Genomic DNA, 13945 nt, shown 5'->3' with positions numbered 1-13945 from the left:
GAACAATTTTGGTGTTTCCGTGGGCGCTGATATTTTCAGTATCACAGCCTCTCAAGGGCCGTATTATATGATCAATCACGCATTATTGATCGACTTTTTTAATATCTTCTTTGACACTTGAAATTGATCTGGCCCACGGATTTCGATCCCTGAGGTCAGCAGGAAGGCTTCGTACAGCTTCCATAGCGGCTGCACGAGTTGGGTATTGGCCATAAACAACAACATTCCATGGCGCACCCTGGAATAGCGCTTTGAAACGATAAAAACGCTGAGGTTGCTCCTGTGATTGAATGAATTTTACCACACTTTCTTCTGATCGTGCGCCTAGCATCTGCAAGGTGAAGCCACTATCAGGCCAACCCAGCAGCATTTCAGCCTGAGATCCCGGGGTAACAGAGGCTGTTAATTCGGGTTCGGTGCTCACAGCAGGGGGCTCAGGTGCAGGTGCAGCAGGCTCAGCTACTGGCTCAGGCTCTGGTGTGGAAACAGCCACGCTCGGTTCGCTTTGCTCTGGTGTTTCTTCAGCAACGGGAACTTCGACCTCAGACTGAATGGGATCAGGCTCTGGCTCAGCTTCATCGTTAACCATGGCGACTGCCTGCTCGTCGGCAACAGCGTCAACCTCTGATAAAGGCTCAACCTCAGCCACAGCGCCAGCATCCGCCAACGGGGTAACGTCTAGCGCAGATTCGGCTTCAGCCGCCAACCCGGAGACTGGCTCCGTTTGCGGCGGCTCTTCAACTTGCGCATCAGGTGCAGTCAATAATGCTTCCTGCTCTGCAATGCGCTGCGCCAGCTCTTCTCGCGCTTCGATTACATCGACCCGCACAACAGGCTGGCTATCAACCGCTACTGGATCAGGCATCACCTGAATACGCGCCATCCCTTGAGGTTCATGCTCGGCTCTAGGTACATAGTGCCAGACAGCAAAGCCCGTAATCAGCAACAGCACCATTGCAATCGCACCCATGTGCAAGGGGGGTAAGGGAAAACTACGCACCTGACTTTCCAGCCCGCCTTGCTGAACTAAGGCCGAGATGGCGGCTTTAAGGCTGCCAGGATGTCGATCGCCGGCATCAATGAGCTTGCGTAATTGTTTTGGGCTCAGGTTAGCTTGAGCAGGCAGCAATGCCAGCACAAAATCCTCCGCCTCCACCTCTGTAAACGGTTCCAAACGCTGGATATGTACACGATTTTCAAAACGTTCAAACACACCCTTATCACTCGCCCGCTGCTCAAAAGAGGGCAGCGCGGTCAGTAGCAAATGTGGTGCGGATTCGTTTAATTGCAACAGACTTAGTAACAACTCCAGCGCATTATCACTGAGGTAGTCAGCATTATCGATATGCAGATGCAGGGTAATATCAACTTCAGTGAGTGCACGTAGATGTTTATGAATTGCAGCAAGACGTTTACGATTATCGATCAGGGCGTCTGATTCCAGACGCAATGCGCTAATTAACAAGATCAAAATGCCACTGACATCAGTTTTTTCTTCCAGATCGAGTCGAGCAATGCGCTGGGTGCGGGGTTCATGCTGTTGCGCCAGCTGTTCAAGTAGCAGGCTGCGCCCACTGCCAGCATCACCCAGCAATAGAACCATGAACTCCGAATAGCTGGATAGATGACTTAGCTTTTCAGCCAACTGCATTCGGGAAGCGGGTTCGACATATTCATGTTCGCTAACTGGCATAATTATTCCCTGCTTAGTAAGTTTCCTGACAGGGCTAAATGCCCCCATTCAGAGTCTGCATTAGCGCTGCTTGCTCAAATTGTTCGGTAACAACCGCTTGCCCAATTGAGCTCAACAACACCAAGCGCAAACGGCCGTCCATTACTTTCTTATCAACAGACATCAAGGTACGGAAACGTTCTGGTGTCATATCTTGTGGTGGTTTGACTGGCAAACCGGCGGCCTTAAACAATCGTTCTATTCTATCCACATCGGCACGGCTAATCCATCCCATCCGGCAGGACAGATCGGCGGCCATCACAGTACCTGCTGCCACAGCCTCTCCATGTAACCATTGACCATAGCCCGCATGCGTTTCAATTGCATGGCCAAAGGTGTGTCCCAGATTCAACAGCGCCCGCACCCCTGATTCCCGCTCATCTTGTGCTACAAGCTCCGCCTTTATCTCGCAAGAACGATAGATGGCGTAAGCCAGGGCCTGCTCATCCTTATCTCGTAGTGCCCGAGCATTTTTTTCAAGCCAGTCAAAAAAAGCTGCATCGTAAATCAAACCATACTTAATCACTTCTGCCAGCCCGGCTGACAACTCGGAATCCGGAAGTGTTTGCAATACGGCGGTATCAGCGATTACGGCCACTGGCTGATGAAAGGCACCAATCATATTCTTGCCTGCTGGATGGTTAACGCCCGTCTTGCCTCCGACAGAGGAATCCACCTGAGAAAGCAACGTAGTTGGTAGTTGGATAAAGTTAACTCCGCGCTGATAACACGCCGCAGCAAATCCTGTCATATCACCGATCACCCCACCACCTAATGCAATTAGCGTAGTGGTGCGGTTGTGGCGGCTCGCCAACAACTGATCAAAAATCAGATTCAGGTGCTGCATATCCTTATAAGCCTCGCCGTCGGGCAGTATGACTTCATCTAACTCAAACTGAGACAAACCATTTCGGACCAACTCTTTATACAGTGGCGCCACCGTGGTGTTACTAACAAGCATCACTTGGTTGCCTTTGATATAAGGCTGCAACCTGGCCTGCTGCAGAAGCCCTGAACCAATAAAAATCGGGTAGCTTCTGTCACCCAGCTCAACGCTCAGGGTTTGCATCATGTAGAACTCCGCGTTTCAAAAATTTGAATATTTAAAAGAATAACATCAGGCGTTAAGCGGTTGATGTTGCTTCAACTGACGCAAAATTTCCTGAATGACTGCGCGCGGGTGCCGCCTGTCCGTCCGGATGATAATATCTGCACAGCTTTTGTAAAGCGGATCACGTTGCTGCAACAACCGGCGCAACACCGCTTCTGGATTCCCGGTCTGCAACAAGGGGCGATTTCGGTCTTTTGCCGTACGCTCAAGCTGCTGCTCAATCGAAGTCTGCAAATAAACAACCAACCCTCTACTCTGAAGATTGGTGCGATTTTCGGGTCGCATCACCACGCCGCCACCGGTAGCCAGCACACAGTCGCTTAACTGTGTCAGCTCATCAATAACAGCCGCTTCACGATCACGGAACCCCTGCTCACCTTCAACATCAAAAATCCAGGGAATGTTCGCACCGGAGCGTTCCTCTATAACTTTATCTGAATCGATAAAATCATAATGAAGCTCATGAGAGAGGAGACGCCCTATGGTGCTTTTTCCAGCACCCATAGGGCCAACAAGAAAGATGTTCAACGCGGAAAACCTACTGTATAGCTAAGGATTCCCGAATCATAGTAGGTGTGATGAAGATCAGCAACTCTCGTTTGGTTTCTGTTTCACGTGTATAGCGAAACAATCGACCCAACACCGGTAGATCACCCAGAATCGGCGTCTTGCTGGTTGCATTTTCCATATCATTTCGGAATACACCACCCAACACGATAGTGTCGCCATCATTAACAACCACGGAAGTTTCTAACTGGTTAGTATTGATCAACAGCTCACCACCAAGACGGTTAGGGTCAAGCGAATCCTGCAGCACTTTTAAATCCATGGATATACGATCACCCGGATTGATCTGAGGGGTTACCTCCAGGCTCAACACCACTTCCTTAAACTCCAGATTCACTTCTCCATCTTCAACTGTTTGATACGCCACTTCCTGACCTGATTTGATTACAGCCGGACGGCCATTAGTAGTAATAACTTTTGGCTGAGACACTATCTCTACTTTGTTATCACTTTGTAATGCAGATAATTCAGCAGCTAACAAGAAACTGCTCCCGAGGTAACCTATACGTATAGCTGAAGTGGCATCGCCAACGCCCAGATCGACCATACCTGGCACAAATTGACCGGTATCACCAATTTCAAACATTTCGTCATTGGCACCACCATTTATCACCAGCGGATTACCTCCATGATTTGATGTATTGGAGGCACCCCAGCGAATACCAATTTCTTTAGCAAACTCAGTAGAGGCTGTCACAAGACGTGCTTCAACTAAAACCTGTGCGACTTCAATATCAAAGCGACGCAGTGTACGGCGAATATCTTCCATCTGACTGGCGGTTTCACGCACCATCAACACATTAGTCTGGTCATCAGCCAAGATAAAGCCTCGCTCAGATACCAGCCGCGCTTCTTCCAATCGAGTGCGCATATCAGAGGCACGACGGAAATCCACTTGAATAAATTCGGTAACCAGTGGAGCCAGCTCCTGAACCTGCTGCTGACTTTCCATTTCGGCGCGTTCACGCTCGGCGATTTCTGTTGATGTACCTACCATCAACACATTACCTATCTCACGCTTATCCAGATTTTTGGACTTCAGCAGAATATCCAGCGCCTGATCCCAGGGTACATTTTTAAGTCGTAGCGTAGTGGTCCCGCCGACATTCTCGCTGACTACCAGATTCATCTCGGCTACTTCAGCAATAATCTGTAGCACAGCCCGAACTTCTACATTTTGGAAATTCAGATCAATACGCTCACCCGTGTAAGGAAACTGATTTTCAAGCTGTGCATCCTGTTCACGCTTCGTCATAGGTTTAAAATCAACGATCAGTTGATTGCCGGTCTGATAGGCCATGTAATCGTATGGGTCAGAGCCCGGACGAAGCAGAATGGTCGCACCACTGCCAGAAGCCATACTGTCGATAAATTCAAGCGGTGTCGCAAAGTCCTGAACATTCATACGCTTTGCCAGTGACGGATCAAGCACGGCGTCTGACAAATTCAGAACGATATTACCACCTTCACGCATCACATCCATGCTGGCACGATCATCAGACATGGCAATGATGACACGGCCCTGATTACCTTCCACACGCTGAAAATCTATTGAGTTGACACGGGTGCGGCCAGCCATCGCTGCGCTCTGCGATGGCATAGTAGAATCGGATGAGGCTTGCTGATTACTATTGCCAGTAGGAGCTGCTACAACCTCCCGAAAACGCATCAGTAAAACATTGCCGTCTACCTGTACATCATGGGCGGCAGCGCCATACAGATTGGTAACGACACGCAATCTATCCTGTGCCTGCGCAAAATTGACACTGTCCACAATACCTGTGTTGATCGCTATATTACGCTGACCTAAATCATTGATCACACCACTAAAATCCATAACCAGCCGCGGCGGGCTGTCGATCATATAGCTGCTGGGCATCGCCGGAGGTGTGTCAAACTCCATTCTTACCTCAACACCCTGGCCCGGCAAGGATACAAATTCTGTTTTAGTCAATCTGGCTTCCTGTGCAAGCAAAGCCGTGGAGAACAGCAGTACAACCGGGATCACCAGCCAGCTACCGAGGCATTTCAGCAACGACGTAGTTTTCTTTTGATTCATGTCTATTTTTTTCACGGTCAGTATCCCTTAGTTGGACTCGGGAAGAACAATGCTGCGTGGTCGCTTCATCCATCCGCCACGGCCATTTGAAACAATTTCGGACAATTCTATCCGTCTTTCATCCAATGCAATCACCTGGCCGTTATCCAGCCCCAGGTAGTCACCCATTTGTACTCGGTGCACTTCGCCCATAGGGTCTCGTACCAGTGCATACATCAATTCTGCTTCCAGTGGGGATGTAATGGTACCAACCATTGAGAGGTTATCCACCGCATACTGTTCCAGGTACTCGCTTAGCCTGTCTGGGTCGGGGTAGACCTCAGAAACTTCTTCAGGTAACTCAGCCACTTCCGGCATCATAACCCTGAATGGATTGCGAAGACTGGAACCTTCATAGACAAAAGCTTCATAGGGTTTGAATTCCGGGAGAGGGGGTATTTCACCAACAGGCCTTGAGGAACGATCGGCAACAAACGCTCTCAGGTCTGCTGTACCTTCTACCCAGATGCAGCCCTGTATCAACAAAACCAGTAGCGCCAGAGCCCAGAACCTGGCGGACAGCGCCTTGCGTAAGCCGTTATATCGTTTAATTCTGTTCATAGCGATAGGTCTTAGCGTTAATGGTCATGGAAAGCTGGTCATTGGCAGTTGTCTGGATTGAATAGTCATGTAATGTGACAATCCTTTCGATAGCCGCGACACCGCTCACAAACTCACCCATCTGGTGATAGGTACCACTTACCTGAATATTAATAGGCAATTCGATATAAAAATCAGTACGGGTTTCAGGCTGCAGTGCAATTGATTCAATTGATAGCCCGGCCTGCCGCCCTATATCAGAAATATCTTCGAGCAATCCAGGTACTTCTTTATCTGTTGGCAACTGTTTAAGTATCTCAGAAAAACGCTCTTCCACATCAGCCATCTGACGACGCAAAGCATCAAGATTGGCAACACGAAAAGCCTTATCTTCATACTGAGCTTTCAGCTCGTTCTCACGTACAATTTCCTGCTCAACAGCTTTGTGCTTATCGGTTATTAAAAAATGAATACCCGCACCCACTACGACAGCGAATGCCAGCAGGTAACAGATGAATTTAACCCCAACCGGCCAGTTGCCTGCTGCTTTAAAATCGAGGTTATTGATATCAAAACCACGAAATGCATTTTGAAGCGCATTCATTTTCATTCAGCACTCCCCTCTTCAGCAGGTCGACGCATGGGCACCGAGAGATTAAATTGCCTGAGGTTATTCGATGTACCCACCCGACTTAGGTTAGGCTCACTGAACCAGTCGGAACTGTTTAACTGGCGCATTAATGCTGAAACGTCACGATTCTGCTCTGCAAAGCCATCAATAGTAATCATATCACCATTGCGGCTGACTGAAGTGTAGTAAAGATCATCAGGCAACACACGTACCATCTCATCAAAGTTGCGCACGATCAGTGGGCGACTACCCTGAAGATCTTCAATGGCTTGCAGGCGTGCTAGCAACTGGTCGCGCATTCTATTCAACTCATTGATCTCGGCAAGCTGTCTATCCAGTCGTGCATTTTCAGTACGCAGGTATTCGTTTCTGACTTGCTGGCGATCCATTTGCATATCGTAATAATAACTGATTGCAAAAATAGCCAGACCAGCCAGCACAGCCGAACCCAATAAGTTTGAAACAAACCGTTTCTGATGCAAAGTATTCCGTTCTTCACGCCAGGGTCTTAAATTTATTCGGGCCATAGTATCAAGTCCTATTGATTGGAGCTTCTAAGAGCCAGACCACAGGCTTTAGCCAGCACAGCACCATCACGATTAAGGCGCTCAGGGTTTAACTTTCTGTTAACTGCCGTATGATTAAAGGGCATCAACAACTGCGTTTCAATTTCCAGCTCATCGGCTAACCGAGTGGTCAGATTTGGCAGGCCTGATACACCACCACAGACATAGACTTTGCCGAGTTGGCCATGCACTCCGGATGAGTAGAAAAACTGTAGCGCACGCGACACCTGCTGGATAACCGTATCAGTAAAAGGTACAACCATTTGCTCAACAATAGCCTGATCCAGCGTATTCTCACGGAATGCGAGATCCACCTCTTCCATGGACATACCATGCTGCTGATGAATGGCCTGGGACAAGTCATTGCCACCAAAGGCCTGCTCCCTATTGTAGACCAGCTTACCTTGAGTAAAGACATTTAAACACAAGGTCGACGCACCTATATCAACTACGGCAACCAGTTGATCACCTTCAGCATGGTCAATCAGTGCAAGCACTCGCTCCATAGCATAAGTATCAACGTCGACTACCTCACACTTAACGCCAGCAGCGTTAACAGCATCTTCCCGAGAGTCTGCATTTTCTTTGCGGCATGCTACCAATAAAATTTCATTCAGATTCGGATCTTTGGCGACCGGACCGATCACCTCAAAATCCAGTGCAACCTCTTCCAGCGGGTAAGGAATAAACTGGTCAGCTTCGATCTTGACTTGATCTTCAAGCTCAATCCCGACAAACAGGTTGCTGATTTGAATACGTTTAGTAATAACAGCAGAAGAAGGAACTGCTACGACAGCCGCATTGTATTTGCCGCCGCAAATCTTCAGACCGCGCTGCACGGCCGCCGTCACTTCTTTAACTTCTTCAACATTACCATCGATTACAGCACTTGCGGGTAAAGGAACGATTGCATAAGCATCGATCTGATGTTGATTTCCGCTGACAGACATGGAAACTAATTTGACTGAAGATGATCCAATATCGATACCAATCCAGCCTGATGTTTTTTTTCTGAATAAGCTGACCACAATTCAATCCTTTTCCGTTAGTACCGGAACATGCTGTAGGTTAACAGCTATAACCCTTTTCAGTAATTTAAACGCCTGTCAGGTATACTGTAAAGCCCTGCGACAGATATAATAGCCATTTTAGACCGAAATTAGACCAAAAGGTGACCATGCGCAATTTTTTCACTCTGTTTAAGTATTTTCTGGGCCTTTTGTTACTGGTAATTGTACTGGTGATTGCTGGCGTTTTTTTTGCTTTACATCAATATAAGCCTAATCTTCCGGATGTCCAAGAACTTCGGGAAGTAAGATTTCAGATTCCACTGCGGATTTTTTCTGCAGATGGCAAGTTGATGGCTGAGTATGGCGAGCAGCGCCGAATACCAATTAGTTATGCTGAAATTCCTGATACTTTACGCCATGCTATTCTGGCTGCAGAAGACAGCCGCTTTTATGAGCATTCAGGTATCGATATTAAGGGGCTGAGTCGAGCGGCCTTTCAACTTATTTCCAGTGGTGAAATTCAATCAGGTGGATCCACCATTACTATGCAGGTAGCTAAAAACTTTTTCCTCTCACCTGAGCAGACCTTTGTACGCAAGTTTAATGAAATTCTACTCTCACTAAAAATTGAACAAGAACTAAGTAAAGAAGAAATACTCGAACTCTATGTAAATAAAATTTATCTCGGCCAGCGCTCGTACGGTGTTCAAGCTGCTGCCAATATTTATTATGGCAAGGATATCAGTGAACTTTCTCTTGGACAGATGGCCACAATTGCTGGCCTTCCCAAAGCACCTTCAGCCAACAACCCTGTACGCAACCCCCAGCGCTCAATAGAACGACGCAATTGGATTCTCGGACGCATGCTCAGTCTTGGCTATATCGATCAATCTGATTATGACAAAGCCATTCAGGAAACTGAAATTGCTCGATACCATACACCAGATATTGAGTTATCGGCACCTTACGTGGCCGAAATGGCTCGTGCTGAGATGGTACGTTTATTTGGCGATCTTGCCTACACAGAGGGCTTTAATGTTACCACTACGCTGGACAGCACTATGCAATTGGCAGCAGATAACGCCTTGAGCAAGGGCCTAATTGCGTACCATGAACGCCATGGTTATCACGGACCGGAAGCACAGGTCAGCCTTAACGAGCTTGATGATGAAGCCCGCACTTCAATCCTTGCTGACTATTCACTGTATGGTAATATGCATCCTGCCCTGGTTATTAATACCACCGAGCAAGAAGCCACATTTCAGTTACGTGATGGCAGTGAACACACCCTGCACTGGGACGCAATGAAATGGGCTCGACCTTATCTCTCAGTCAATTCCATTGGCGCAGCCCCCGGCAAAGCTTCTGATGTACTGAGCATCGGCGACATTATTCGGGTAATCCCCAATGAAGAAAATACTTGGCACCTAAGCCAGCTTCCGCGTGTGCAAGGCGGGGTTATTGCCATGGAGCCTGATACTGGAGCCATCCGGGCGCTGTCTGGTGGCTTCAATTATTACCACAGCAAGTTTAACCGAGTCATCCAAGCCTACCGCCAGCCAGGGTCCACATTCAAACCATTTCTTTATGCGGCAGGACTCGAAAATGGTTACAGCGCTGCCAGTGTTATCAATGACTCGCCGATTGTTATTCATGATATAAGCCTTGAAGGTGAATGGCGCCCTGAAAATCATTCACGGGATTTTGAAGGACCGATACGCCTGCGCGAAGCCCTTTATCGCTCTAAAAATCTGGTTTCGATTCGTTTAATGCGGGACATTGGTGTGGAGACGGCCCAACAGCATATCCTTAGGTTTGGTTTTGAAGCAGATCGTACACCTGCCAACCTGTCTTTATCCCTTGGAAGTGCCGACGTCACACCTATTCAGATCAATACAGGCTATGCCACATTTGCTAATGGCGGCTACCGGGTTACGCCTTGGTTCATTGATGAAGTTAATGTAAACGGCCAACCGGTTGCACTCCCCGAAAATGCGGGTGACGCCTTCAAACACAGCAATTCCCGCCTAAATCACGACAACCCCGAAGACTTCCGTATTCTGGATGAATCTACAGCATTTATAATCAGCGATATCCTTGCTGATGTTATTCGCCGTGGCACTGGACGTCGCGCTCAGGTTCTGCAGCGTAATGATCTCGCAGGCAAAACAGGCACCACCAACCAACAAAAGGATGCCTGGTTTAGTGGTTTCAATCGCAACTTGGTCGCAACAGCCTGGGTTGGATTCGACCAACCGGCCCCCCTTGGACGTAGAGAATACGGCGGAACAGCCGCTTTACCTATCTGGATAGATTTTATGCGCGAAGCTTTGCGCGACAAACCTGAATCGGCACCACAGCGCCCGGACAGCGTAGTACGTGCTCGCATAGATCCAGCAACAGGTTTACTGGCATATGAAGGTCAGCCTGATGCCATTAACGAATATTTTTCTGAAGACTCAGCCCCTAGACGACGCGCCAGGTTGCCGGGCGAATCTGCTAATCAGGTACTTGAGTCGCTGTTTGACTAACTAGCGCTCACGACTATAGCACCATGGATGGCGCGGCGTGTATGCAGAAAACGCAGGAGCTGTTTTCTGGCACGCACATCCTGTACAGGAATCGCCCGCAGAGCGGGCTCCTACAGCTCACGCCTACAATATCGCCCTCCTTGTGGGAGCTCGTGCTTACAAAATCGCCCGCAGAGCGGACTCCTACAATATTGCCCTCTGTGGGAGCTCGCTCCGCGAGCGAATAATGCCTTCTGCAAACAAAAAACCCGGCTAATGCCGGGTTTTTTAATGCTTAAAGCTGGATTAATCTTCGCTGCTATCTTCAACTGCTACGGAAGAAGCGGGACGATCAACCAACTCTACATAAGCCATAGGCGCATTGTCACCACTACGGAAACCACATTTCAAAATACGAATGTAGCCACCTGGACGATTAGCATAACGCGGGCCTAGCTCACCAAACAATTTACCTACAGCCGCATCACTGCGCGTACGGGAAAATGCCAGACGACGGTTAGCCACGCTGTCAATTTTAGCCAATGTAATAAGCGGCTCAGCCACACGGCGAAGTTCTTTAGCTTTTGGCAACGTAGTCTTGATCAGTTCATGTTCGAACAAAGACACAGCCATATTCTTGAACATCGCTTTGCGGTGAGCACTTGTACGATTTAAGTGTCGACCTGATTTACGATGACGCATTTTTCAAAATCCTTAACAACTTAGTGTCAGAAGGCTAACTCAGGATGCCGCTTTTTCGTCATTTTTGAGACTGGCTGGTGGCCAGTTCTCTAGACGCATACCAAGTGACAGCCCTTTGGAGGCCAGTACATCCTTGATTTCCGTCAGCGACTTCTTACCCAGGTTAGGAGTCTTCAACAGTTCAACTTCGGTGCGCTGGATCAGGTCACCGATATAGTAGATCTGTTCTGCTTTAAGACAGTTTGCCGAGCGCACTGTCAGTTCAAGATCATCAACCGGACGCAACAGAACCGGATCGATCTCAGGATCGTCTGTTTCTGTACGCGACTGCTGGCTGGCATCTTTAAGATCCACAAAGACTGACAACTGCTCATGAAGAATGGTAGCCGCACGGCGAATACACTCTTCAGGGTCGATAGTCCCGTTGGATTCAATATCAATTATCAGCTTATCAAGGTCGGTACGCTGTTCAACACGCGCACTTTCCACCTGATAGGACACGCGTAATACCGGGCTGTAACTGGCATCCAGTAACAGACGCCCGATAGTACGATTTTCATCCTCATCAAGCATTCGTGAGTCAGCCGGAACATATCCACGACCACGTGTGACCTTGAGTTGAATATTCAGGCTGTTATTACCGTTGAGATGTGCAATCACGTGATCGGGATTAACAATCTCAACATCCTGTGTCAGCTGAATATCAGCTGCCGTTACTACGCCTGCTACAGATTTGCTCAGTGTCAGAATTGCTTCGTCTGCATTATGCAGCGTGAAGGCAATCCCTTTTAGATTCAGGAGGATCTCAATGACATCCTCCTGAACACCTTCAATGCTGCTGTATTCGTGTAACACGCCGTCAATTTCGACTTCGCTAACGGCACAGCCAGGCATTGAAGAGAGCAAAATACGGCGCAGCGCATTGCCAAGGGTATGTCCAAAGCCACGTTCAAGCGGCTCCAGAGTCACTTTGGCGCGAGTTTTGCTGATTTCCTGTACGTCAATATGACGTGGACTAAGAAACTCGTTTACAGAACGCTGCATAGTATCACCAGTCAAGAGTTCAAGAATTACTTCGAGTAAAGCTCGACGATCAAATGTTCGTTGATGTCCTGAGCCAGTTCACTGCGCTCTGGAAGTGCTTTGAACTCACCTTCCATCTTCGCAGAGTCGACTTCAATCCACTCAACAGGAGCACGCTGACCAGCCAGATCCAGTGCATGTTTGATACGCAACTGGGCTTTGGATTTTTCACGTACTGCAATTTTATCGCCAACGCTAACCTGGAATGACGGGATATTAACAACCTGACCATTCACAGTAATCTGACGGTGAGATACCACCTGACGCGCTTCTGCACGTGTAGAGCCGAAGCCCATGCGGTATACAACATTGTCCAGACGCCCTTCCAGAAGCTGCAACAGGATTTCGCCTGTAGCGCCCTTACGACGAGCGGCTTCTTTGTAATATCCACGGAACTGACGTTCCAGCACACCGTAGGTACGACGTACTTTTTGTTTTTCACGAAGCTGCAGGCCATACTCTGAGAGACGACCACGGCGTGCACCATGCACACCGGGAACAACTTCTGCTTTGCACTTACTGTCCAGCGCACGAACACCACTCTTCAAAAAGAGATCTGTGCCCTCACGACGGGACAGCTTGCACGTTGGTCCAAGATAACGAGCCATTATACCGTCTCCTGATTAAACACGACGTTTCTTCGGTGGACGACATCCGTTATGCGGGATAGGCGTCACATCAGTGATATTTGTAATTTTGTAGCCGCAGCCGTTCAAAGCACGAACTGCAGACTCACGACCGGGTCCCGGTCCTTTTACAAACACGTCGAGGTTTTTAAGTCCGTACTCCAGGGCTGCCGTACCGGCACGCTCTGCAGCAACCTGTGCTGCGAAAGGCGTGCTCTTACGTGAGCCGCGGAAACCAGAACCACCAGAAGTCGCCCAGGAAAGTGCATTTCCCTGACGATCGGTAATGGTGACAATTGTGTTGTTAAAAGAGGCGTGGATGTGCGCTAGCCCATCCGCTACCTGCTTTTTAACCTTTTTACGTGTGCGATTACCTGGCTTAGCCATATTCGGGAATTCCTATCGCTTACTTACGGATCGGCTTACGCGGCCCTTTACGAGTACGCGCATTCGTTTTGCTGCGTTGACCACGAACCGGTAGGTTACGACGGTGACGCAGACCACGGTAACAACCAAGATCCATCAGACGCTTGATGTTCATGTTGACTTCACGACGAAGATCACCTTCGACAGTCAACTTAGTAATTTCACCACGAACATTATCGAGCTGCTCTTCAGACAGCTCACCGATCTTGACCGTTGGCACAATGCCTACTGCAGCACAGATCTGCTGAGCAGTAGTGCGGCCAATCCCATAAATGTAGGTCAGAGAAATTACCGCATGCTTATGGTCAGGAATATTGACGCCAGCTATACGGGCCATTCAATC

The 13945-nt window shown here is 48.5% G+C and carries 14 protein-coding genes; 1 reads left to right on the top strand and 13 read right to left on the bottom strand.

Annotated elements, in window-relative coordinates; all coding sequences use genetic code 11:
• Window positions 1-82: 82 nt before the first annotated feature.
• Genes F5I99_RS01380 through pilM form a run of 8 tightly spaced genes read right to left on the bottom strand, consistent with a single transcriptional unit; the run spans window position 83 to window position 8273 of the window.
• Window positions 83-1693, bottom strand: coding sequence for an AAA family ATPase (locus F5I99_RS01380; protein ID WP_191905917.1), 1611 nt, complete (start codon window positions 1691-1693; stop codon window positions 83-85).
• A 34-nt stretch (window positions 1694-1727) separates the two neighbouring features.
• On the bottom strand, window positions 1728-2801 hold the full coding sequence (aroB, locus tag F5I99_RS01375; protein ID WP_151058869.1) for a 3-dehydroquinate synthase: 1074 nt from the start codon (window positions 2799-2801) through the stop codon (window positions 1728-1730).
• A 48-nt stretch (window positions 2802-2849) separates the two neighbouring features.
• Window positions 2850-3371 (bottom strand): shikimate kinase AroK, encoded by a 522-nt coding sequence (gene aroK, locus F5I99_RS01370; protein WP_225307499.1) that lies wholly within the window; start codon window positions 3369-3371, stop codon window positions 2850-2852.
• Between the two features lie 10 nt (window positions 3372-3381).
• Complete coding sequence (pilQ, locus tag F5I99_RS01365; protein ID WP_225307498.1) at window positions 3382-5484, bottom strand: type IV pilus secretin PilQ; 2103 nt, start codon at window positions 5482-5484, stop codon at window positions 3382-3384.
• A gap of 12 nt (window positions 5485-5496) precedes the next feature.
• Window positions 5497-6069 carry a pilus assembly protein PilP gene (locus F5I99_RS01360; protein ID WP_151053299.1) on the bottom strand — a complete coding sequence of 191 codons (573 nt, stop codon included), beginning with the start codon at window positions 6067-6069 and terminating at the stop codon, window positions 5497-5499.
• Window positions 6056-6658 (bottom strand): type IV pilus inner membrane component PilO, encoded by a 603-nt coding sequence (locus tag F5I99_RS01355; protein ID WP_151053298.1) that lies wholly within the window; start codon window positions 6656-6658, stop codon window positions 6056-6058. The genes F5I99_RS01360 and F5I99_RS01355 overlap by 14 nt, the downstream gene beginning before the upstream one ends.
• Entirely contained in the window at window positions 6655-7206 is a 552-nt protein-coding gene (locus F5I99_RS01350; RefSeq protein ID WP_151053297.1) for a PilN domain-containing protein, read from the bottom strand. The genes F5I99_RS01355 and F5I99_RS01350 overlap by 4 nt, the downstream gene beginning before the upstream one ends.
• Window positions 7207-7217: 11 nt before the next feature.
• The gene (pilM, locus tag F5I99_RS01345) at window positions 7218-8273 is read right to left on the bottom strand and encodes a type IV pilus assembly protein PilM (protein ID WP_151053296.1); all 1056 of its coding nucleotides are present in this window, start codon (window positions 8271-8273) and stop codon (window positions 7218-7220) included.
• 149 nt (window positions 8274-8422) lie between these two features.
• Between pilM and F5I99_RS01340 the strand changes: the two genes are divergently transcribed.
• On the top strand, window positions 8423-10786 hold the full coding sequence (locus F5I99_RS01340; protein ID WP_151053295.1) for a penicillin-binding protein 1A: 2364 nt from the start codon (window positions 8423-8425) through the stop codon (window positions 10784-10786).
• A gap of 285 nt (window positions 10787-11071) precedes the next feature.
• On the opposite strand, the gene rplQ is transcribed toward F5I99_RS01340, so the two are convergent.
• The 5 genes from rplQ to rpsM are packed head-to-tail and all read right to left on the bottom strand — an operon-like array spanning window position 11072 to window position 13939.
• The gene (gene rplQ / locus F5I99_RS01335; RefSeq protein ID WP_151053294.1) at window positions 11072-11467 is read right to left on the bottom strand and encodes a 50S ribosomal protein L17; all 396 of its coding nucleotides are present in this window, start codon (window positions 11465-11467) and stop codon (window positions 11072-11074) included.
• Between the two features lie 39 nt (window positions 11468-11506).
• On the bottom strand, window positions 11507-12511 hold the full coding sequence (locus F5I99_RS01330; protein ID WP_151053293.1) for a DNA-directed RNA polymerase subunit alpha: 1005 nt from the start codon (window positions 12509-12511) through the stop codon (window positions 11507-11509).
• A 26-nt stretch (window positions 12512-12537) separates the two neighbouring features.
• Window positions 12538-13158, bottom strand: coding sequence for a 30S ribosomal protein S4 (gene rpsD, locus F5I99_RS01325; protein ID WP_151053292.1), 621 nt, complete (start codon window positions 13156-13158; stop codon window positions 12538-12540).
• Window positions 13159-13173: 15 nt separating this feature from the next.
• Window positions 13174-13563, bottom strand: a complete 390-nt coding sequence (rpsK, locus tag F5I99_RS01320; RefSeq protein WP_036524450.1) for a 30S ribosomal protein S11 — start codon at window positions 13561-13563, stop codon at window positions 13174-13176.
• A 19-nt stretch (window positions 13564-13582) separates the two neighbouring features.
• On the bottom strand, window positions 13583-13939 hold the full coding sequence (rpsM, locus tag F5I99_RS01315) for a 30S ribosomal protein S13 (RefSeq protein ID WP_036524444.1): 357 nt from the start codon (window positions 13937-13939) through the stop codon (window positions 13583-13585).
• Window positions 13940-13945: the final 6 nt, after the last annotated feature.

The sequence above is a fragment of the Nitrincola iocasae genome (genome assembly GCF_008727795.1).
In the GTDB taxonomy this organism is placed as follows: Bacteria; Pseudomonadota; Gammaproteobacteria; order Pseudomonadales; family Balneatricaceae; genus Nitrincola; species Nitrincola iocasae.
The sequence above is the reverse complement of the archived record's forward strand: the minus strand, read 5'-3'. Positions and strand labels throughout refer to the sequence as shown.

What these genes read in the sequence shown, in the direction of transcription:
- F5I99_RS01380 (WP_191905917.1), bottom strand. Translation starts at nt 1,693, where the DNA reads ATGCCAGTTAGCGAACATGAATATGTCGAACCCGCTTCCCGAATGCAG.
- aroB (WP_151058869.1), bottom strand. Translation starts at nt 2,801, where the DNA reads ATGCAAACCCTGAGCGTTGAGCTGGGTGACAGAAGCTACCCGATTTTT.
- F5I99_RS01360 (WP_151053299.1), bottom strand. Translation starts at nt 6,069, where the DNA reads ATGAACAGAATTAAACGATATAACGGCTTACGCAAGGCGCTGTCCGCC.
- F5I99_RS01355 (WP_151053298.1), bottom strand. Translation starts at nt 6,658, where the DNA reads ATGAAAATGAATGCGCTTCAAAATGCATTTCGTGGTTTTGATATCAAT.
- F5I99_RS01350 (WP_151053297.1), bottom strand. Translation starts at nt 7,206, where the DNA reads ATGGCCCGAATAAATTTAAGACCCTGGCGTGAAGAACGGAATACTTTG.
- F5I99_RS01340 (WP_151053295.1), top strand. Translation starts at nt 8,423, where the DNA reads ATGCGCAATTTTTTCACTCTGTTTAAGTATTTTCTGGGCCTTTTGTTA.
- rplQ (WP_151053294.1), bottom strand. Translation starts at nt 11,467, where the DNA reads ATGCGTCATCGTAAATCAGGTCGACACTTAAATCGTACAAGTGCTCAC.
- F5I99_RS01330 (WP_151053293.1), bottom strand. Translation starts at nt 12,511, where the DNA reads ATGCAGCGTTCTGTAAACGAGTTTCTTAGTCCACGTCATATTGACGTA.
- rpsD (WP_151053292.1), bottom strand. Translation starts at nt 13,158, where the DNA reads ATGGCTCGTTATCTTGGACCAACGTGCAAGCTGTCCCGTCGTGAGGGC.
- rpsK (WP_036524450.1), bottom strand. Translation starts at nt 13,563, where the DNA reads ATGGCTAAGCCAGGTAATCGCACACGTAAAAAGGTTAAAAAGCAGGTA.
- rpsM (WP_036524444.1), bottom strand. Translation starts at nt 13,939, where the DNA reads ATGGCCCGTATAGCTGGCGTCAATATTCCTGACCATAAGCATGCGGTA.